Annotated in this window: 17 protein-coding genes; 2 read left to right on the top strand and 15 right to left on the bottom strand. The window is 64.9% G+C overall.

Features of this window, described 5'->3' with window-relative positions; translation table 11 throughout:
- Positions 1–7 precede the first annotated feature (7 nt).
- From mltG to CSQ87_RS10535, 7 genes are all read right to left on the bottom strand, one after another.
- Positions 8–1,198: an endolytic transglycosylase MltG gene (mltG, locus tag CSQ87_RS10565; protein WP_100513839.1), complete on the bottom strand. Its 1,191-nt coding sequence runs from the start codon at positions 1,196–1,198 to the stop codon at positions 8–10.
- Positions 1,198–1,611, bottom strand: coding sequence for a Holliday junction resolvase RuvX (gene ruvX / locus CSQ87_RS10560; protein ID WP_243388919.1), 414 nt, complete (start codon positions 1,609–1,611; stop codon positions 1,198–1,200). The genes mltG and ruvX overlap by 1 nt, the downstream gene beginning before the upstream one ends.
- 83 nt (positions 1,612–1,694) lie before the next feature.
- Positions 1,695–4,373, bottom strand: coding sequence for an alanine--tRNA ligase (alaS, locus tag CSQ87_RS10555; RefSeq protein WP_100513837.1), 2,679 nt, complete (start codon positions 4,371–4,373; stop codon positions 1,695–1,697).
- A gap of 167 nt (positions 4,374–4,540) precedes the next feature.
- A complete protein-coding gene (locus CSQ87_RS10550; protein ID WP_100513836.1) occupies positions 4,541–4,786 on the bottom strand; it encodes a hypothetical protein in 246 nt (81 codons plus the stop codon).
- A 1-nt stretch (position 4,787) separates the two neighbouring features.
- Positions 4,788–5,279 (bottom strand): DUF948 domain-containing protein, encoded by a 492-nt coding sequence (locus CSQ87_RS10545; protein WP_100513835.1) that lies wholly within the window; start codon positions 5,277–5,279, stop codon positions 4,788–4,790.
- An 85-nt stretch (positions 5,280–5,364) separates the two neighbouring features.
- Positions 5,365–6,042 (bottom strand): histidine phosphatase family protein, encoded by a 678-nt coding sequence (locus CSQ87_RS10540; protein ID WP_100513834.1) that lies wholly within the window; start codon positions 6,040–6,042, stop codon positions 5,365–5,367.
- A 55-nt stretch (positions 6,043–6,097) separates the two neighbouring features.
- Positions 6,098–6,949, bottom strand: coding sequence for a histidine phosphatase family protein (locus CSQ87_RS10535; RefSeq protein WP_100513833.1), 852 nt, complete (start codon positions 6,947–6,949; stop codon positions 6,098–6,100).
- A gap of 91 nt (positions 6,950–7,040) precedes the next feature.
- Here CSQ87_RS10535 and CSQ87_RS10530 point away from each other — a divergent pair, with 91 nt between their 5' ends.
- Positions 7,041–7,769: a response regulator transcription factor gene (locus CSQ87_RS10530; protein ID WP_243388917.1), complete on the top strand. Its 729-nt coding sequence runs from the start codon at positions 7,041–7,043 to the stop codon at positions 7,767–7,769.
- On the opposite strand, the gene CSQ87_RS10525 is transcribed toward CSQ87_RS10530, so the two are convergent.
- The 8 genes from CSQ87_RS10525 to nhaA all read right to left on the bottom strand — a co-directional run bounded on the left by CSQ87_RS10525 (position 7,766) and on the right by nhaA (position 19,112).
- Positions 7,766–9,265 carry an MFS transporter gene (locus CSQ87_RS10525; RefSeq protein WP_100513832.1) on the bottom strand — a complete coding sequence of 500 codons (1,500 nt, stop codon included), beginning with the start codon at positions 9,263–9,265 and terminating at the stop codon, positions 7,766–7,768. The two genes, CSQ87_RS10530 and CSQ87_RS10525, sit on opposite strands and share 4 nt — an antisense overlap.
- Before the next feature lie 204 nt (positions 9,266–9,469).
- A complete protein-coding gene (gene rpsD, locus CSQ87_RS10520) occupies positions 9,470–10,096 on the bottom strand; it encodes a 30S ribosomal protein S4 (protein ID WP_100513831.1) in 627 nt (208 codons plus the stop codon).
- Positions 10,097–10,276: 180 nt separating this feature from the next.
- Entirely contained in the window at positions 10,277–11,011 is a 735-nt protein-coding gene (locus CSQ87_RS10515) for an ABC transporter ATP-binding protein (protein ID WP_100513830.1), read from the bottom strand.
- A gap of 1 nt (position 11,012) precedes the next feature.
- The gene (locus tag CSQ87_RS10510; protein ID WP_100513829.1) at positions 11,013–12,245 is read right to left on the bottom strand and encodes an ABC transporter permease; all 1,233 of its coding nucleotides are present in this window, start codon (positions 12,243–12,245) and stop codon (positions 11,013–11,015) included.
- Positions 12,246–12,284: 39 nt separating this feature from the next.
- Positions 12,285–12,683 (bottom strand): DUF4418 family protein, encoded by a 399-nt coding sequence (locus CSQ87_RS10505; RefSeq protein ID WP_100513828.1) that lies wholly within the window; start codon positions 12,681–12,683, stop codon positions 12,285–12,287.
- A 110-nt stretch (positions 12,684–12,793) separates the two neighbouring features.
- Entirely contained in the window at positions 12,794–15,451 is a 2,658-nt protein-coding gene (locus CSQ87_RS10500) for a UvrD-helicase domain-containing protein (protein ID WP_100513848.1), read from the bottom strand.
- Between the two features lie 277 nt (positions 15,452–15,728).
- The gene (putP, locus tag CSQ87_RS10495; protein ID WP_100513847.1) at positions 15,729–17,333 is read right to left on the bottom strand and encodes a sodium/proline symporter PutP; all 1,605 of its coding nucleotides are present in this window, start codon (positions 17,331–17,333) and stop codon (positions 15,729–15,731) included.
- A gap of 408 nt (positions 17,334–17,741) precedes the next feature.
- Positions 17,742–19,112, bottom strand: coding sequence for a Na+/H+ antiporter NhaA (gene nhaA / locus CSQ87_RS10490; RefSeq protein ID WP_100513827.1), 1,371 nt, complete (start codon positions 19,110–19,112; stop codon positions 17,742–17,744).
- A gap of 262 nt (positions 19,113–19,374) precedes the next feature.
- Between nhaA and CSQ87_RS10485 the strand changes: the two genes are divergently transcribed.
- Positions 19,375–19,782: a GNAT family N-acetyltransferase gene (locus CSQ87_RS10485; RefSeq protein WP_100513826.1), complete on the top strand. Its 408-nt coding sequence runs from the start codon at positions 19,375–19,377 to the stop codon at positions 19,780–19,782.
- Positions 19,783–19,927 lie beyond the last annotated feature (145 nt).

The raw sequence follows: 19,927 nt of genomic DNA, 5'->3' as shown, positions 1-19,927 counted from the left end.
CCCGATGTCAGTGGGAGGCCTCCCACTGCTCGTACTCCTTCTTGTACTGCTCGTGCTCGGCCGCGGTCGTGGCGAACTTCGTCTCGCCGGTGTCGAGATTCACCGTCACGAAGTACAGCCAGTCCCCCGGTTCCGGGTTCATCGCCGCCGTGATGGCGGAGTCGCCCGGCTGGTTGATCGGCGTCGGCGGCAGACCCTTGTTGATGCGCGTGTTGTACTTGTTCGAAGCATTGTTCAGCATCGCGTTCGTCAGGGCGCGCGGCGCCACGTTGGCGCCATACGCCACGGTGGAGTCCATGCCCAGGGTCATGTTCTTCGCCAGTCGGTTCTCGATGACGCGTGACACCTTGGCGTAGTATTCGTCGCGGTTCACCTCGCCCTCCACGATGGAGGCGATGATCAGCACCCGCTCGCGCTGGCTGCCCGTGGGCACGCCGAGCGAGTCGAGCTTCTCGATGCGCTTGTCCACCATGTCCTTGAGGATCGCCGAAGCCGACTTCTTCCCCTTGACGTTGTAGTTGCCGGGTTCCAGCCATCCCTCGAAGTTGCCGTTCGCCTCCGCGGGCAGGATGCCCTGCCCCTTGGCATTGACGATCTTCTGGAATTCCGACTTGTCGATGCCGGAGATCTCGGCGGCCTGGTTGATCACGGCACTGGCCCGCTCCCCCGGATTGACCACGAGGAACCCGCCGGCCTTGGTGGAGTCGGTGAGGATCTTCACCACCGCCTCGGCGTTCATGCGGTACTTCAGCTCGAAGGTTCCCGGCTGCAGCTGGCTCTCGAGTCCGGCGTTCACCACCGCCTGCTGGAAGGCCTCGGAGGACTTCACGATGCCGGCCTTCTCGAGGTTGTCGCCGATGTGCACGCTGTCGTCACCCGTTTCCACGGTGAACTGCACGTCGCCGGTGCCGGGACCCGGGTAGTCCGCCGCCTGAACGCGCTGCTGCTGCACGGCGCCGCGGATGCCGCTGATCTTCGAATAGGCGAACCAGCCGCCGAACGCGACGATCGCCAGCAGCACGACGGCGACGATCACCCGCATCCTGCGGGCCCACTGCTTCTTGCGGCGGGAGCGACGCATGTCCTTGCGGGACCTCGGCGGACGCGGCGGACGGTTCGGATCCAGCACGGGAGTGGACTCCCCCTGACCGACCCACTGCGCGTTGTCCGCGAAAAACTCCTGCATATCGTCGGCCATCAGCCCTCCAACCCAACGGAAGCCGTCTTCTTGCACGCCGCGGCGTCCAGTGCCGCCTGCAGCAGCACCACCGCGGACTGCTGATCCACGTTCGGTCGATGCGACCTCATGGACAGCCCCGCCTCGGACAGCTGCCGATGCGCCGAAACCGTGGTCATGCGCTCGTCCAACAATTCTACCGTGACGGCCAATTGCCTCGAGTCGAGCTGCCGGGACAGCGCCTTGGCCCATCGACGGGCCTTCTTCGCGCTTTTGCCCTCGGTGCCGTCGAGCAGCAACGGGTATCCGACCACCACGTGGTCCACGTCATGGTCCTCGATGAAGTCGGATACCTCGTACAGCGCCTGGAAGTAATCCCCGCGCACCACGACGTTGCCTTCGGGATGCGCGAAGGTGAGCTCCGGGTCGGACATCGCCAGTCCGACCCGGGCATTGCCAAGATCCACACCTAGCCAGTGGGACAATACTTTCCCCTTTCAGGTTCGGTCGGTGTCGCTCAGCGTCCCAGCACCTGGGCTTTCAGGCCGGACAGCGCCTCGTCGATCTTGGCGGCGTCCTGACCGCCGCCCTGGGCGAAGTCGGGCTTGCCACCGCCGCCACCGCCGAGCACCTTGGACGCGGTGCGCACGAGGTCGCCGGCCTTGAGGCCCTTGTCGCGCGCGGCACCATTGGCTGCCACGATGATCACGGGGTTGCCGTTCTCGCCTTCGCCGGCGAGGGCCACGACCACGGGTCGGGATTCGCCGAGACGAGAGCGGATGTCCATCACCGACTTGCGCAGCGCGTCGACGCTGCCGAAGCGGCCGACGTTCTTGGAGGCCACCGCCACGTCGTCGGTGCTGGCCTTGGCCTGCTCGACGATCTGCGGCACCTGCGCGGTGAGGTTGCCTTCGTACATGGAAGCCAGACGGCGGTCGGACTCCTTGAGCTTGGCGAGCAGCGCGTTGACGCGCTCGGCCAGCTCGTCGGGACGGGCGTTGAGCTTGTCGGACAGCTGGGAGACCAGCGCGTGCTCACGGGCGTTGTACTCGTAGGCGCCCTGACCGACGACGGCGTCGACGCGTCGCACGCCGGAGCCGATGGAGGCTTCGGACATGATCGACACCGCGCCGATCTTGCCGACGTGGTCGACGTGGGTGCCGCCGCACAGCTCGCGGCTCCAGCCGTCCTCGCCGATGGAGACCACGCGCACGATGTCGCCGTACTTCTCGCCGAACAGGTGCATGGCGCCGAGCGCGATGGCGTCGTCGAACTTCATCTCCTGGGTGGTCACGGCGAGGTTGTCGCGCAGACGGTCGTTCACGCGGGCCTCGACCACGTTCATCACGTCCTTGCTGGGCGCGCTGGACCACTGGAAGTCGAAGCGCAGACGGTTCGGGGCGTCCTCGGAACCGCGCTGGGTGGCCTGCGGGCCGAGCTCCTCGCGCAGCGCCTTGTGCACCATGTGCGTGGCGGTGTGCGAGCGGGCGATGGCGCCGCGGCGCTTCAGGTCGATGCTGGCGTTCGCCTCGGCGCCCACGACCAGCGTGCCCTCGGTCAGGCGGCACTGGTGCACGATGAGGTCCTTGATCGGCTTCTGCACGTCGTCGACCTCGAGCACCGCGCCGTCGTCGGAGAGGATCTCGCCCTGATCGGCGAGCTGGCCGCCGGCCTCCGCGTAGAACGGGGTGCGGTCGAGGATCACCTCCACCGTGGCGGGGGCGGTGACGGCGGGCACGGAGCCCTTGCCCTCCTGCATGATGCCGATCACCTTGGAGCGGCTGGAGTAGTCGGTGTAACCGAGGAAGTCGATGGGCTTGGCCAGCGTCTTCTTGAAGTCGTCGTACACGGAAAGATCGACGTTGTGGCGCTTCTTCAGCGCGTCCGCACGGGCGCGGGACTTCTGCTCGGCCATCAGCTCGCGGAACTTGTTCTCATCGACCTTCACGCCCTGGTCGGCGGCCATTTCGAGGGTCAGCTCGATCGGGAAGCCGTAGGTGTCGTGCAGGGTGAACGCGTCCTCGCCGGACACGGATTCGCTGCCGCTCTTCTTGGCCTTGTTCACGGCCACGTCGAGGATCGCGATGCCGTTCTCCAAGGTGCGGCGGAAGGCGTCCTCCTCGCCGTACGCGGATTCGGAGACCTCGTGGAACGTCTTGTTGAGCTCCGGGTAGGTGGCCTCCATGGCGGTCTTGGAGGTGGGGAACAGGGTGGGCAGCACCGGATCGTTCACGCCGAGCACGCGCATGGCCTGCACGGTGCGGCGCAGCAGGCGGCGCAGCACGTAGCCGCGGCCGTTGTTGCTGGGGCGCACGCCGTCGCTCATGATCATCAGGGCGGAGCGCACGTGGTCGGCCACCACGCGGAACTTCACGTCGGCGGCGGCGTCCTCGCCGTACTTGCGGCCGGAAAGCTTCTCGGCGGCCTCGATGACCGGGTACACCTCGTCGGTCTCGTAGATGTTGTTCTTGCCCTGCATCAGGTAGGCCAGACGCTCGAGGCCGGCACCGGTATCGATGTTCTTGTTCTCGAGCTCGCCGACGATGTGCAGGTCGGTCTTGGACTTGACGTTGTCGACCTCGTAGTTCTCGAACACGAGGTCCCAGATCTCGATGTAACGGTTCTCATCGGCGATCGGGCCGCCCTCGACGCCGAACTCGGGGCCGCGGTCCACGTAGATCTCGGAGCAGGGGCCGCCGGGCCCGGGGCCACCGGTGGTCCAAAAGTTGTCCTCCATGCCCATGATCTGGATGTGCTCGGGGTCCACGCCCTCGTTCTTCCACATCGAACGGGCTTCCTCGTCGTCGGTGAAGGTGGTCATCCACAGCTTCTCCGGGTCGAAGCCGTAGCCGCCCTTGCTCTGCGGGCTGGTCAGCAGCTCGTAGGCGTAGTGGATGGCCTCCTCCTTGAAGTAGTCGCCGAAGGAGAAGTTGCCCAGCATCTGGAAGAAGGTGCCGTGGCGGGTGGTCTTGCCGACCTCGTCGATGTCGAGGGTGCGCACGCACTTCTGGTTGCTGGCCATGCGCGGGTGGGGCGCGGTCTGCTCACCCATGAGGTACGGGATGAACGGCACCATGCCGGCGATGGTGAACAGGGTGGTGGGGTTCGGCGAGATCAGCGATGCCGAAGGCACGACCATGTGGTCGTGGGCCTTGAAGTAATCGAGGTATCGCTTCGCGATTTCCGATGTGCGCATGAGAGTGCGGCTCCTTTGGAATTTCTCTGCTGTCGCTTCCTGTGACGTGGAAACGTGGAAAACTGGAAAACTGATGTGAGGGTCAGTGCTGGTCGGTATTGGCCGGTGACGGCCCTGGGGCGGTGATGGTCCCGTAGGACGGTGGCGTCACCGGCGCCGAACGCCCGTTATCGGGCGGTGCTGTCGAGGTACTGGTCGTTGAGCTCGGCCTCGCGGGCGCGACGATGGCGCTGGAAGTCGTCGAACAGCGCCTGCACGGTCTGCAGGGTGATCGGCGGCTGCTCCTCGTCGGGGCCGAACACGAACTGTCGTGCCGGTTCGGGGGTGTGGGCCTTCACGTAGGCCTGGGCCTTCGTCACCGCCATCACGCCGATGCCGACGCCGACGGAGATCCAGAGCAGTCGTTTGAACATGTCACCGTCCCTTCGTCGCGGTCTTGGCGGTCTTCGCGGTCTTCGGAGCGTCCGCGCCCTTCGCCGCATCCGCCCTGGTCACGCCGGCCGCGGGCACGGAGGCATCCGCATCCGCGAATGTGTCGGATGATCCGGCGGCCCGCTTGTTCAGGAAGTCCTGCGCCGTGGCCTTCACCGCCCATACGGCGGATGCGGCCTTGATCACTGGCTTGCCGACGAACGATCCGTACAGGTCAGTCAGCGCGCCGATGTTCGTAGCGGAGCGCTGGGCGGCGTCGGAGATGGCGTTGACGTCGTCGAGCGACTGGTTCACCTTCTGCACGGTGGACACGCCCTCGTCGAGCGCGGGAATGGCGTGGTCGCCGGTATCCTTCACGGTTTCGGCGATCTGGTCGAACAGCTTGCCGAGCCGGATGAGCGGATAAATCATGAATCCCGCGAGAATCGCGAACGCAATGGCCGCGATCAGGCCGGCGATCTGCCCGATATCCATTGTGATACCTCTTTTCCGGCGGCGCCTGCTACGGCGTCACCATTCCCGGACGCAATACAACCTCTTAGGCTACCACAGCACCGTGTCACCGGTTGTAGGAAACGATGGTGATTCCACCGTCGTCAAGAGGCCTGGAGGGATCGTAGTCCAGTACGGTCACGCTGCCGTTGGCCGGACGCTCGCTCAGGTCGTAGCCTTCGGGAGCGAACCGGTGCATCAGGCTCAGCAGGGTGTTGCCATGCGAGATCACCAGCACATCGTCGCCGTCCTTGAGCCGATCGTCGTCGGCGATGATGCGGAAGCCTCCCTCCACGCGGGTCCAGTACTCCTCCTCGCTTTCGGCGTCGTGGAACGGGTCGGCCTGCTTGAGGAAATCCTTGGTGGCGGCGAGGCCGAAACGGCTGACGATCTCGTTGTAGGTCTTCGCGCCGTGCGGGGCGCCGGCCGCGTACCAAGCCATCGCCATGTCGAGGCCCTCGTAGTAGCCGTAGAACTGCTCGCGGAAGTGCATGTCCACCGTCAGGGACGGACGGGCGTGGCCCGCGGCCTCGTTGATGTCGAGCACCGTATGCGCGGTCTGTTCGGCGCGGGTGGTGTCCGAGCAGTAGGCGGCGGCGAAGTCGAGGGATTCGAGCTTGTGACCGGCCTTGACGGCGTCGGCGATGCCGGATTCGGTCAGCGGGGAGTTCGACCATCCCTGCAGACGGTTGTAGCGGTTGAAATAGGTCTGCCCGTGGCGGACGAGATGCAGATGTAGCGTCATATCTCCCGATTATGGCACCACGGGTTGATGGAACATTGATGGAACGTTGATGGAACTACATGGACGACGGCGCCTTGACGTCGGGGATCGGCTTCCACTTCGGCATGCCCTCGGCCCGCAGTTCCGCCGGGCCGTTCTCCCAGTCCATGACCCCGGCGACGCGGGGACCGGTGTCGTATTCGTCGAGCATCCAGGTCACCGTGCCGTCCTCGCGCGGGGTCGGGGTCAGGCGCGACCAGAAGGCGTTGCGCATGGCGCCCAGTCCGCTCAGCCCGTCCGGATCGATGCCGAGCAGCGTGGCGATGGTGGCCACGATCCAGGATCCGTGGCTGACGATCACCAGCGTGGTGTCGATGTCGTCGCCGCGCTGCCCCGCAAGGATGTCGTTCAGCGCGTCGGCTCCGCGACGGCCGCATGCCTCGCGGCTTTCCACGCCGTACTTGAGCTCGCCGCCGGTGTGGGCCCTCCACGAGGCGTAGGCCTCGGCATCCATCGCGCACACCTCGGGGCGGGTCAGGCCCTCCCAGCGGCCGAAGCTGCGTTCGCGCAGACGCTCGTCAAGCGTGACGGGCAGGCCGAGCAGGTCGGCGAAGGCGTGGGCGGTCTGCTGCGCGCGGAACAGGTCGGACGACATCACCAGCAGACGGCGGCCGGCGGCCGGCGCGTTGCGGTACTCCTCGATGTCGCTGCGCTTGGCCGCACTGGGACCGGGCTGGGCCAGCAGCTCCGGATTCGCGGCGATGTGGCTCACCTTGGCCCAGTAGTAGCGGGAGGCCAGTTCGTAGCCGGTCTGGTCGGCCTGCCACTGACCGACGATGTCGAGCGGCACGTCGATCTGGCCCTGAAGCCGTCTGGCCAGATTGTAGGATGTGCGGCCGTGACGTACCATCACCACTTCGTTGATCATCGATGCTCCCCTGCAATGTGAAACCGATCGTTTTCCGCTACACATCTTAGCGAAGGACTATCCTTGACCTGAACCCGAGATGGGAGATGATATGAGGATTCTGCTGGCCGTGCCGAACGCGACGATGGCGCGGGTGCTCGAACGAACGCTTGACGGCGAAGGGCATGAGGTGGCCGTTTCTCCCACCCATGATGACGTCAGGAAGGCGATTCAGGCCCACCCCTTCGATCTGGTGATTCTCGACGACGAATTGCGGGGACTCTCCTCCACCGAACTGACGAGCATGCTCCAGCGCCTCGACGGTCATACGAAGGTGCTGTATCTGACCACCCCGTCGTTCCGCAAGAGCGAGCAGCCAGAGGAGAAGACCCCCGCCGCGCCCGGCGCGCGATGGACGGCCAGCGAGGCGCTGGTCACGCAGATGGCCCGTCGGCACGACATCCACGCGGTGCTGCCAAAGCCATTCTCGAAAGCCCAGCTGCTTTCGCACATCGCCCTGCTGTGCGGGGCGGACGGGCAGCGTTCCTCGACGCTGATCAGCCACGGCAACCTGACGCTCAATCTGGCGAAGCGGCAGGCGTTCTACGGCGACGGCAAGGACCCGATCCCCCTCTCCCCCCGCGAATACGCCACGCTGGAGACGCTGATCCGGGCGAACGGACGGTTCCTCTCGTTCGACGAGCTGCTGGAATCGGTGTTCGGCCGCGGCGTGTTCGAGCAGCGGGACGCCATGGAATCGACGATGTACCACCTGACGAGGAAGCTGCGCCGCGCGGGCATGTTCATCACCCAGCGCGGCGACATGTACCGGATCCTCTAGTTTCGTGGATCAGCCGGCGTGCCCGAAGCGACTCCCCTCGCGTCGAGCGCGTCGAGGGCGAACGCGCGTGCCATGCACAGCGCGGTGATCGCGATCGCGGCGGCCATGACGAAGTATCCGGTCTGCGCGCCGTTGGACGTCGACACGGCCTCGCTCAGTCCGGCGTTCATGCCCAGATGCTGGTAGACCGACATCACCGTGGCGAGCACCGCGGTGCCGAGGGCGCATCCGAACTGCTGGCAGGTGTTGAACACGGCGTTGCCGTCGGCCTTGAGCTGCGGCGCGACGTTCTTCAGGCCGTCGGTGAACACGTTGGAGTAGGTGAAGCTGTAGCCGAACACGTACACCACATGCAGGCAGGCCACCGCCAACGGGGTGAGATGGTGGGCGAACAGGCCCTGCAGCAGCAGGCCGAGGAACGCGAAGGACAGTCCGATGGTCACCGGCAGACGGGCGCCCTTGCGGTCGAGCAGCGTACCGCCGGCCGGGGCGCAGAACGCACCGAGCAGCGCGCCGGGCAGGATCACGAATCCGGCGATCATCGACGTGGCGCCGAGACCCATCTGCACGAAGTTCGGCACGGTGAAGGAGATGCCCAGCATGACGAACTGCAGCAGCACCAGGGAGACCAGATGCCAGCGCAGCGACGGGTCGGCGAGCACCGTGAGGTTCATCAGGGGTCGTTCGGAGCGACGCTGACGCCAGTAGAAGGCCAGCACGCAGACGACGCCCACCGCCAGGGAGACGATGGCGATGACGGGTGTGAGGCCGACGGCGGTGCCGGCGAAGACATGCTGGACGACCAGACCGGCCTGTTCGACGCCGTAGAGCAGACCGGTGAAGCCGAGGGCGATGAGCACGACGTGGCCGGGGTTGAGCGACGTCTTCTCGGTGGGCACGAACTGGCGCAGGGAGACGACGCCGAGGATGAAGATCAGCACGAGCAGGGCGATGATGATGAGGAAGGATTCGCGCCACGGCATGAACGTGGTGACGATGCCGCCGAACGAGGGGCCGAGGGCCGGGGCCAGCGCCACGACGAGATTGCCGTAGCCCATGAGCATGCCGATCTTGGTGCGCGGGGACTGTTCGAGGATCACGTTGAACATCAGCGGCATGCCGGTGCCGGTGGCGACGCCCTGCACGACGCGCGCGACGATGAGTACGGCGAAGTTGGGCGACCAGAAGGCCAGCAGGGAGCCGATGATGGCGAGCACGCAGGCCGCGGAGAACACGGCCTTGTAGGTGAACCGACGCTTGAGGAACGCGGAGAGCGGGATGGTGGCCGCCACGACGAGCAGGTACGCGGTCGTGACCCACTGCACGGTGGCCGCGTCGATGGAGAATTCCCTCATCAGGTGGGGGAAGATGACGTTCATCATCGTTTCGGTGAGGATGCCGACGAAGGCCAGTGCGCCGGTGGCGACGATGGACCCCACGAGACGGAGGGTGATGTTGTTTCTGTTCTGATTGCGATCGTATGCTGCCGATGTCATGGATGATGCCTCTCTGGTTCATCTGGCGCACGGCCGCGTCGGAAGCGCGGCGTACGTGCGCCGGGGAGTCATGGTCCTGCTGTTCGGCATGATCGGAGGGAAGCCGGGAACAACAGGAAAGAATGCTTCTCTCAAACGAAAACCCCGCGACACGGCGGAACGCCATTGTCGCGGGGTCGGCAAAAGCCAGTGAATCCCGTGGGATCAGCGAGCGTAGAACTCGACCACGTACTGGATGTTCACCTGCACCGGGATCTCCTCGACCTCCGGCTTGCGGGTGAGGGTGGCCTTCAGCGAGGCCAGGTCAACGTCCAGGTAGCCCGGAACGGCGGGCAGCACATCGCGGTGCACGCCTTCAGCGGCGATCTGGAACGGAACCATGGTCTGGCTCTTCGGACGAACCTGAATGGTCTGGCCGGGCTTGACGTGGTAGCTCGGACGATCGACCTTGTTGCCGTCGACCAGAATGTGGCCGTGGACGACGAACTGACGGGCCTGAGCGGTGGTACGGGCGAAGCCGGAGCGCAGCACCAGGGCGTCGAGACGGGACTCGAGGTCACGCAGCATGGCGTTACCGGTCTGGCCGGCCTCGTGGGTGCCCTTCTCGTAGGCGGCGCGCAGCTGCTTCTCAGAGATGCCGTACTGGGCGCGCAGACGCTGCTTCTCGCGCAGACGCACGGCGTAATCGGACTCGGTGCGGCGGCGGGTGCGGCCGTGCTCACCGGGAGCGTACGGACGCTTCTCGAAGATGCGCTGGGCCTTCGGGGTCAGGGCGATGCCGAGGGCGCGGGACAGGCGCACCTGACGGCGAGAACGCTGAACGTTAGTCATGTTCTTTCCTTTTCTGTCGTTATCTGAACGGAACACGGAATCGTCGATTCCATGCTGAGCCGGCCTCTTCCAATGCTTGACCGCGATCCTGTCGCGAACGGGATCAGGGATCCCGCCGACCCATTGATGGGCTAAGGCTCCAGATCGGCGACTGCCTGATGGCAGACACCAAAATCAATATCATACACCATGATTCGCGGTGTCGCGTTCGGCGAGCCGTCCTGCGTCCATCGTGTACACGCGATCGGCGTATGGCAGGGCGTCGGCGTCATGGGTCACCATGAGCACGGCCGCGCCGTCGTCGGCCACGCGGCGCAGCAGCCGCATGACGATCTCGGTGCTTTGCGCGTCGAGATCGCCGGTCGGCTCGTCGGCGATCACCAGCTTCGGCTCGTTGATCAGCGCACGGGCGATGGAGACACGACGCATCTCGCCGCCGGAGAGCTCGCGCGGATAGCTTTCGGCCAGATCGGCGACGCCGAGCGATTCGAGCAACGCCATCGCCCGGACCCTGATCGGATCGTCGGACGTGGACGCCGGCCGCGGATCCAATATCGTATGCGATGCCGGATCCGCAGGGAAGAACGTGGCGGGCAGCATCACATTGTCGATCACCGTAAGATTGGCGAGCAGGGTCTGGCCCTGCGTGACGAAGCCGATGGTCCGGTTGCGCAGGCGCGACAGTTCCCGGTCGTTCAGGACATCGACCCGCACGCCGTCGATCGTCACCGTGCCCGACGTCGGCCGGAGCAGACCGCAGATCATGTTGAGCAGCGTGCTCTTGCCGTTGCCGGATCGGCCGACGATGGCGAGGAGCTGACCGGAATCCAGAGTCAGACTGACGTGGTCGACCGCGGCGAACGTCTTGCCGCGGCGGATGAATTCCCGGGTCAGATCGTTGACGTCAAGCAGCATGTCACTCCCCCTCCCTGAGCGTGAGATAGGCTTCGGGGCGTCCCAGCCGCACGACGCACAGCACCGAGGCCGCCATGCCGACGAGCGTGGCCAGAACGATGGTGATCGCCATCATGGCAAGGATCGCCGGCAGACCGACCTGCAGATACGGCAGCTGCAGCCGGTTGCCGATGTATCCGCTGAACGGGAAGATGAACAGTGACGAGGCCAGCACGCCGATGACGCCGCCGAACAGGCCGATCATCGCGGACTCGCGGATGATGATGCCGACCAGCATGCCGCGGGTCGCGCCCATGATGCGCAGGGAGGCGAACTCCTTCTTGCGCTCGTTGACGGAGGAGCCGAACACGGCGAGCAGCACGATGAGTCCCATGATCCACAGCGCCGTGATGAATACGGCGAGATAGCCCGTCAGCGTGTCCAGCGAGGTCTTGGTGGAGGCGGTGACGCCGCCGGGATACACGAATCCGAGGCTGGCGAACTCGGGGTTGAGCCGCTTGATGTTCTCGGCCACGGTCTGCGCGTCGTAGCCTTCCTTCACCTTGATCAGCACCGAGGAGACGGCCGTGTCGGCGTACTCCTTCGGCATGGCCCGATGGGACACCCTGGCGCTGGCCTCCACCATCTGGGGCACAGTGTCGTTGCTGATGAACGCGGAATTGTCGAGGCTGGTACCGGTGTTGGCGAGCTGGGCGACGACCGGCCAGGTGCGGCCGTACAGCTCGACGGTGCCGTCCACCGACACGTTGACCGAGGCGCCGACGATCATCTCGCCCCGCTGCAGGGTCTTGTCGTACTGGGAGGCCACCCATGGTTCGATGACGAAGTCGGTGGACGGGTTGAATCCGATGATCTGCAGCTTCTCGTCGCAGCAGGCGGCCGCCAGCGAAGCGATGTAGGTCTGCGAGGTGGCTTCGGCGATGCCGTCGGCCTTGGACACCTGACCGGCCACGTCCCTGGTGAAGTAGAAGGTGCTGGGGTTGCCGTTCGTCAGCAGCGCCTCGGCCTTGGATGACGTGGCCTGCGGCACCACCATGAGGTCGGCGCCGAGACGCCTTTCCATGCTGGCGAGACCCTCCTTCAGGTTCAGGGTGAGCATGGAGCCGCCGAAGAACGCGACGGACAGGATCGTCACGACGACGGTGAGCGCAGTGGTTCGGAACGGCCGCCGACGCAGGTTCTCGATCGGCAGCGACGCCGGCGTGATGCGGCGTCGGGCGGGTGAGTCACTCATATCGATGTCCCGTCTTCGATTGTCCGGAGGGCCCGATCGTCACTTCGCGTGGCGGGCGTCCAGCGCCACGTCAATGGCGGCGAACACGATGGTCAGCACGCCGAGCACGATCAGGGTGGGCAGCGTGACCATATGGCAGTGCATCATGGCGCCCTTGCACACGCCGATCAGCACGGTGGGCACGGCGATGACGAGCGCACCGAGCAGGGCGACGGCGATGTTGATGCCGGCGCGAATCCGGCCGTCCACGAACAGGGCGATCAGTCCCAGCACGGCGATGACGATGCCGATGCCGAGCGCGGCTTGCGCGGTGTAATGGCAGGCCATGGGCATCTTGCCCTCATGCACCTCGCACACATGGGCGAAGGTCTGCGGGCCGACGGCGATCAGGGCGCCGAGAACGATGGGCACGATGCCGCCGAGGATACGGTTCTTCAATGGTCTCTCTCTTTCGTTTGGCAAAACGCAAGAGATTATGAACAGACGGGCGGGGAAAATCAACCCTTGATCTTCCCCGCCCGGTCCTATATAATGCGCCCGCCAGCACGTCAGAGCTTCTCAATCGGCGCGACCCGCAGCAGCAGTCGCTTGACGCCTTCGGAGCCGAAGTCCACGGTGATCACCGAATTGCGGCCCTTGTCCTGTACGCCGACGACCTTGCCCAGACCATACTGATCATGGCTGATGCGATCGCCTTCGTGGAAGTCCGCGACGTTCAGCCCGTTGCCGCCGGCGGACGACGATTCCGCAGCGGAGGCCGATCCCGTCGCCGACGCCTTCTTCTTCGCCGAGGTCAGGGAGTCGAGCAGCTGCTTCTTCATCCGCTTGGTGGTCACCTTGCCGTTGCGGCCCGATCCGGACGATCCGGAACCGTACGACTTCGAACCATACGACTTCGACCCGTAATCGGATCCGTAGGACCGCGATCCGCGGGAGGAACCGTACGACTTCGATCCGTATGAGCCGGAACCGTAGGAGGATCCCGACCCGTACGACGAACCGCTCCCCCATCCCGATCCGGAACCGTACGACTTCGACCCGTACGACGATCCGCCGAAGTCCTCGAATCCGGAGAACTCGTCGTCATCGTCGAAATCGCCCCATCCGCCGCGCATCTTCTCGGTGCTGGTCTCCTTGCGCTTCCAGTCGATCAGGTCGGCTGGGATGTCGTCGAGGAACTGGCTGGGCATCATCTCGGCGGCCTGGCCCCACTGCGAACGGACCGCGGCGCGCGTGACGTAGAGGATCTGCCGGGCGCGCGTAATGCCCACGTAGGCGAGTCGGCGCTCCTCCTCCAGTTCGCTTTCGTTGTCGATCGAACGGGAATGCGGGAAGGTGCCCTGCTCCATGCCGGTGAGAAACACGACCGGGTATTCGAGGCCCTTGGCGGTGTGCAGGGTCATCAGCGTGACCTTGCCGGTGTCCTCGCCCTCGTCGGGCAGCTGATCGCTGTCGGCCACCAGCGCGGTGGTCTCCAGGAACCCGTTGAGCGTGGCGTCGGGCGTGTTCTGTTCGAACTCGGCCGCGGTGGACTGCAGCTGGGAGAGGTTCTCGACGCGGGTCTGGTCCTGCGGGTCGGTGGACTGCTGCAGTTCGGCGAGCAGTCCGGACTTGTCGAGCACCTCGGCCACGATCTCGGACGGCTTGGCGTCGTTGTTCGTCGCGAACTCGCGCAATCCGATCATGAGGTCGCGGAACTGGCCGAGCAGCTTGGCGGTGCGCGTGGGCACGCCTTCGATGGCGTCCAGATGGGTCAGTGCCTCCCATGCGCTGGTCTGGTGCGTGCCCGCGTAGTCGGTGAGCACGGCCTCCGCACGGGCACCCAGACCGCGCTTGGGCACGTTGAGGATGCGGCGCAGGTTCACGTCGTCGTCCGGATTGGCCAGCGCCTGCAGGTAGGCCATCGCGTCCTTGACCTCGCGGCGCTCGTAGAACCGTGTGCCGCCGACGAGCTGGTACGGGATGCCGGCGTTGATCATCGCCTCCTCCAGCGACCGCGACTGCGCGTTGGCACGGTACATGATGGCGATGTCCGCGTAGGAGAACCCCTCCTCGCCGGCCAGACGGGCGATCTCCGTGGCAATCCACGAGGCCTCCTGCTGCGCGTTGTCGGCCGCGTAGCCGATGATCTTGTCGCCCTGGCCGAGCGCCGTCCACAGCTTCTTCGGCTTGCGGCCGGGATTGAGCGAGATCACCTTGTTGGCCGCGTCGAGGATGGTCTGCGTGGAACGGTAGTTCTGCTCCAGCATGATGGTCTTGGCGTTGGGGAAATCCTTCTCGAACTCCTGGATGTTGCGGATGTCCGCGCCGCGGAACGCGTAGATCGACTGGTCGGAATCGCCCACCACGGTGATCCACGCCGGACCGTTCTTTCCCGCGCCCACCGCGCCCGGTTCCGGGGTGAGTTTGTCGTCCACGCCGGCGAGCTCGCGCACCAGCACGTACTGGGCGTGGTTGGTGTCCTGATACTCGTCGACCAGAATGTAGCGGAAGCGGTGATGGTAGTAGGCGGCCACGTCGGGATGGTCGTGCAGCAGCTCCACGGTACGCATGATCAGGTCGTCGAAGTCCACGGCGTTGGCGGTGGCCAGACGGTACTGGTATTCGGCGTACACGCACGCGTACAGCTCCTCCACGTTGCCGAAGCTGCCCATCTTCAGATTGCGCTGGCCGGGCTTGAACTGCGGGGCGTACTCCTTGAGCTGGGTGCGCCAGTCCTGCAGGTTGTTCTTGTAGTCGGAGATGCGCGCGAGGATCGAACGCGGCGTATAGCGCTTGACGTCGATGTTCATCTCGGTGCAGATGATCTTGACGAGCCGCTGCTGGTCGGCGGTGTCGTAGATCGAGAAGCCGGACTTGAGGCCGATCCTGTCGCCGTCGCGCCGCAGGATGCGCACGCAGGCGGAATGGAACGTGGAGACCCACATGCGCTGCGCCACCGGGCCGATCAGGGTCTCCAGACGCTGCTTCATCTCCGCGGCGGCCTTGTTGGTGAAGGTGATGGCCAGGATCTGGCTGGGCCATACGCCGCCCACGCCCATGATGTAGGCGATGCGGCGCGTGAGCACGCGGGTCTTGCCCGAACCGGCGCCGGCCGCGATCAGCAGGGCCGGACCGTAGTACTTCACCGCCTCGGTCTGCTGCTCGTTCAGTCCGGCGAGCAGTTCGTCGGCGCTGCGTCGGATCACTTCCGGCTCGTCGTTCATCATCATTCGCGTTCCCCGTCCCGTCGACGGCCGGACCGCGATCACACGGCGGCCGGCCCGTTGAAAACATCCGTTTGCGATATTCGTTTGAAAACCGAGTATACGAATCTACCATCCGGGCGGGTCAACCGGGTGCGGGAAGGGCGCAGACCGGTTACGAGACCGGGTCTGCCGGGTTCGGGCCGGAGTCCCGTCGGGTACGGACCGGTCAGCTCTCGGTCGGTCAGTGCGAACCGGGCCAGCCGGGACGCGAAGTCCGAGGCCCGGACTCGGACGACTATGCGCGGATCGCGTGCTCCTCGAGCAGCTCCCCCACGTTCGTGTCCTCATCCATGTAATGATCGAAAGTGTCGGTGATCTCCTTGGCCGGGGCCTCGGTGAGCAGCGAGACGACCACGATGGCGAGCGAGGAGACGATGAACGCGGGCAAAAGCTCGTAGATGCCGAAGATGCCGCCCAGCGGCTTGACGAACAGGTTCCACGCGAACACGGTGAGCGCTCCGACGACCATGCCGGCCACCGCGCCCTGCCGGTTGGTGCGACGCCAGTAGAGGCTGAACAGCATGAGCGGACCGAACGAAGCGCCCAGACCGGCCCACGCGTAGGAGACGACCTGGAAGATCGAGGAGTTCTGGTCGGCCGCCACGAGGCATCCGAACACGAAGACCACGAGGATGGTGGCGCGCGCCACCCACATGACCTGACGGTCGGTGGCGTTGCGGCGGAAGATGCCGCGGTAGATGTTCTCGGCCACCGCGGAACCGGCGATGATCATGTAGCTGGACGAGGAGCTCATCGACGCGGCGAAGATGCCGGAGACCACCACGCCGCACACGAAGCTCGGCAGCAGCATCTGGCTGAGCACGATGAACACGCTTTCCGCCGCCGCCTGGGTGCCGAACTGCGCGGGCAGCATGGCGCGGCCGAACAGGCCGATGGCGATGGCGCAGCCGAGGGAGATGACCACCCACACGGTGGCGATGATGCGCGACTGGCGGATCTCCTCGGCGTCTCGGATGGAGAGGAACCGCACCAGCACCTGCGGCATGCCGAAGTAGCCCAGACCCCATGCGAGCAGGGAGACGATGGTGATGACGTCGAAGTCGGCGGGACTGCCGAACAGCGGGGCGCCGTGCTGGATGGCCTGCATGCCCGTGGCCGGGTCGATGGTCGGCGAGGCGGTGTGGTTCGCGCTGAGATAGCCGGGGATGTCGGCGAGGAACGCGGCCACATGATCGATGCCGCCGGCGTTGATCACCGTGCCGCCGCACACGACGGCGAGGGCGAAGAACATAAGCATGCCCTGGATGAAGTCGGTGACGACAACGGAGAGATAGCCGCCGATGACCGTGTAGAGGAACACGACGATCGCGCCGAGCACCATCATCAGGTGGTAGTCGAAGCCGAAGAGGGTGTCGAACAGCTTGCCGACGGTGACGAAGCAGCTGCCCACGTAGACGGCGAAGAACACGATGATGATCAGTGCCGACAGCGTGGAGAGGATGTTGCGGGTGTCGCCGAAGCGCTTGGAGAAGAAGTCGGGCAGGGTGATGGCGTTGCCCGCGGCCACCGAGTAGCGGCGCAGGCGCTTGGCCACGATCCGCCAGTTGAGGTAGGTGCCGATGGCGAGGCCGAGGGCTGTCCAGCCGGCGTCGGCGATGCCGGTGAAGTAGGCGAGGCCGGGCAGTCCCATGAGCAGCCAGCCGGACATGTCGGAGGCTTCGGCGCTCAGCGCGGTGAGCCAGGGACCGACGCCGCGGCCGCCTGCGAAATACTGCGAGGCCGACGAGTTGGACCGTTTCGAATAGAAGAATCCCACCGACAGCATGGCCACAAAATACAGGACCATGGCCAGGAACACCCAGATGTCGCTCGTACGCATGAACGCCTTCCCCCACTTGCTTTTCGTGCCGTTCGATTGTGATTCGCCGCCGATTCGCATGTGCCGTGTTTTGTGGCTTGCTGCGTTCGTTCGCTCGGCGGCGAGACCTCACTATAACGACTGTGACGGCAGAGCCCAATTCAGGGTGAATGTGATCTCACATGGTAAAGTCCAAACCCCGTTCCGTACCGCAGTACAGTTTCGGGGTTCGGGGGGTTCGGGATGTTTGCCTTCCTCTTAGGCTGAGCCCGGTATGCGGACGTCGAAGGCGTTCGCAGGGCTCAGACGAGCCGACAGGCGAGTTAGGGCCGCGGGCCATGGGGACGTCCGCTCTTGCCTGAAGGTGGACGACGAAGCCGGACGGATGAGGTGACAAGGTGACAAGCGGGGTGCCCGACGATGAGACGGTCACGCGTCTCGTTCGGCGTTCAGCGCCTCGTGACGCAGGATCAGGAAGCCGATGGCGCCGGCCACGATGGACGCCGCGAGAATGGCGGTCTTGGCGATGGCCGCGATCTGCGGGTCCGCGAACGAGAGGTTCGTCACGAAGATCGCCATGGTGAAGCCCACGCCGCCGAGTGCGGATACGCCTGCGATATGACCCCATTGCACGCCCTTCGGCAGCTGCGAGACGCCCAGCTTCACCGTGACCCATGTGGAGAGGAAGATGCCGAGCGGCTTGCCCACCAGAAGACCCAGAAACACGCCGATCGCCACCGGACTGGTCACGATCTGGGTGAACGACATGCCGCCAAGCACCACGCCGGCGTTCGAGAACGCGAACAGCGGCAGGACGAAGAAGTACACGAAGGTGTGCAGACGCTTCTCGAGACGGATCGTCGGCGGGATCGAGGCATGCGAGACGCGGCGGATCGAATACACCTCACGCAGGTATTCGCGCTGCGCCACGTCCGGCTCGCCCGGATCGTACCGGTTCTCGGCCGTCCGTGCACGGTGGGCGAACCACCCGCCCACCCGGTCGAGCTTGATTTCGGATCGGGCCGGCACGGCGAGGGCCAGCATCACGCCGGCAAGGGTGGCGTGCACGCCGGAGAACAGCATGCAGACCCACAGGACGAAGCCGACCGCCAGATACGGCAGCAGATCGTAGATATGGCATCGGTTGAACACGATCAGCAGGGCGAACGCGGCGAGGGCGGCAATCAGCCACGGCAGGCTGAGATCCGACGTGTAGAACAGGGCGATCACGCCGATGGCGATCATGTCGTCGGCGATGGTGAGTGTGGACAGGTAGGCGCGCAGTCCGGAGGGGACACGGCGGCCGAGCAGGGCGAGCAGGCCCAGGCAGAAGGCGATGTCGTTGGCCATGGGCACGCCCCAGCCGCCGGCGTACTGTCCGCCGAAGTTGACCGCCAGATAGATCAGGGCCGGCAGCAATGCGCCGCCCGCGGCCGCGACGATGGGCAACACGGCCTTGCGCGGTTCGGTGAGTTCGCCGGCCCGCATCTCATGCTTGATTTCGAGGCCGACCATGAGGAAGAACAACGCCATGAGGAAATCGTTGATGAAGTGTTCCAGACTGATGTTCGCGTGGAACGAGCCGACCGAGAACTCGAGGTGTACGGACTGCCAGAATTCGTTGAAGTACGGCAGGGCCGGCGTGTTTTCGATGGCGAACGCGGCCAGCGCGGCGAACACCATGAGCAGGGTCGCCTTGGTGGATGAATGCGTGAATTCGATGAGGCGCCGCTTCCCCCTGTGGACCTTGACGACGCCGGGTTCGAGAATGCCCTCGTGGATCTGGGGGCTTGATGTCATGTGATTGCTCCTAACAACTGCTTGATGTGAATGGAGTCGGCCGCCAACCGCGGCCGCGAGGATTCAACCTTTCCAGAGTACATGACGTCCTCTCCCCCATCGCCGAGCGCGAAACCGCCGGGATGAACGCCATGGTTTGGACCACAGTCTAGAAGCTTCCGTCTAGAGGCGTCCCGAAATTGAGAACGGCCGCCCGAAGAACGGACCCGTGAGCTAGGCTTGGGCAGACGTATTCGAATAACGAACCATGAATGGAGGGGTCATGGCCATTGCATACACCGAGGAACGACGGTTCACCAAGGAGCAGACGCAGCGTCTGTTCCGTTCGGTCGGGTGGGTGTCCGGCGAGTATCCCGAGCGTCTGCATCAGGCGTTGATGGGATCGTCCACCGTCATTTCCGCGTGGGACGACGATCGTCTGGTCGGCCTTGTCCGTGCACTGGACGACGGTGCCATGCTCGCCTACGTGCACTACGTGCTGGTCGACCCGGAGTATCAGGGTCAGGGCATCGCCGGCCACATGATCGAGATGATCAAGGACAAGTACCGCGACTACTTCTACATCGAAGTCATGCCCGAGGAGCGCAAGAACGCCTCATTCTATGAACCGCACGGCTTCCGCATCATGGAGAACGGCGTCGCCATGCAGATCGTCAACCCCAATTGGTGACCCCGCCAAACACCGCAATCACCGGCTGACGCAATGGCAGACGATATTGACGATTTCGCAGCAAGAAAGGAGGTGCGGACGAAATGTTGGACGCTTCGGCGTCCGGATTGGAGTCCGTATGTATTCGGTTGGATTGCGTCGCATG

Origin of the sequence: Bifidobacterium simiarum (genome assembly GCF_002802905.1) — a bacterium.
Classification (GTDB): Bacteria; Actinomycetota; Actinomycetes; order Actinomycetales; family Bifidobacteriaceae; genus Galliscardovia; species Galliscardovia simiarum.
This window is presented reverse-complemented; position numbering and strand designations above follow the sequence as displayed.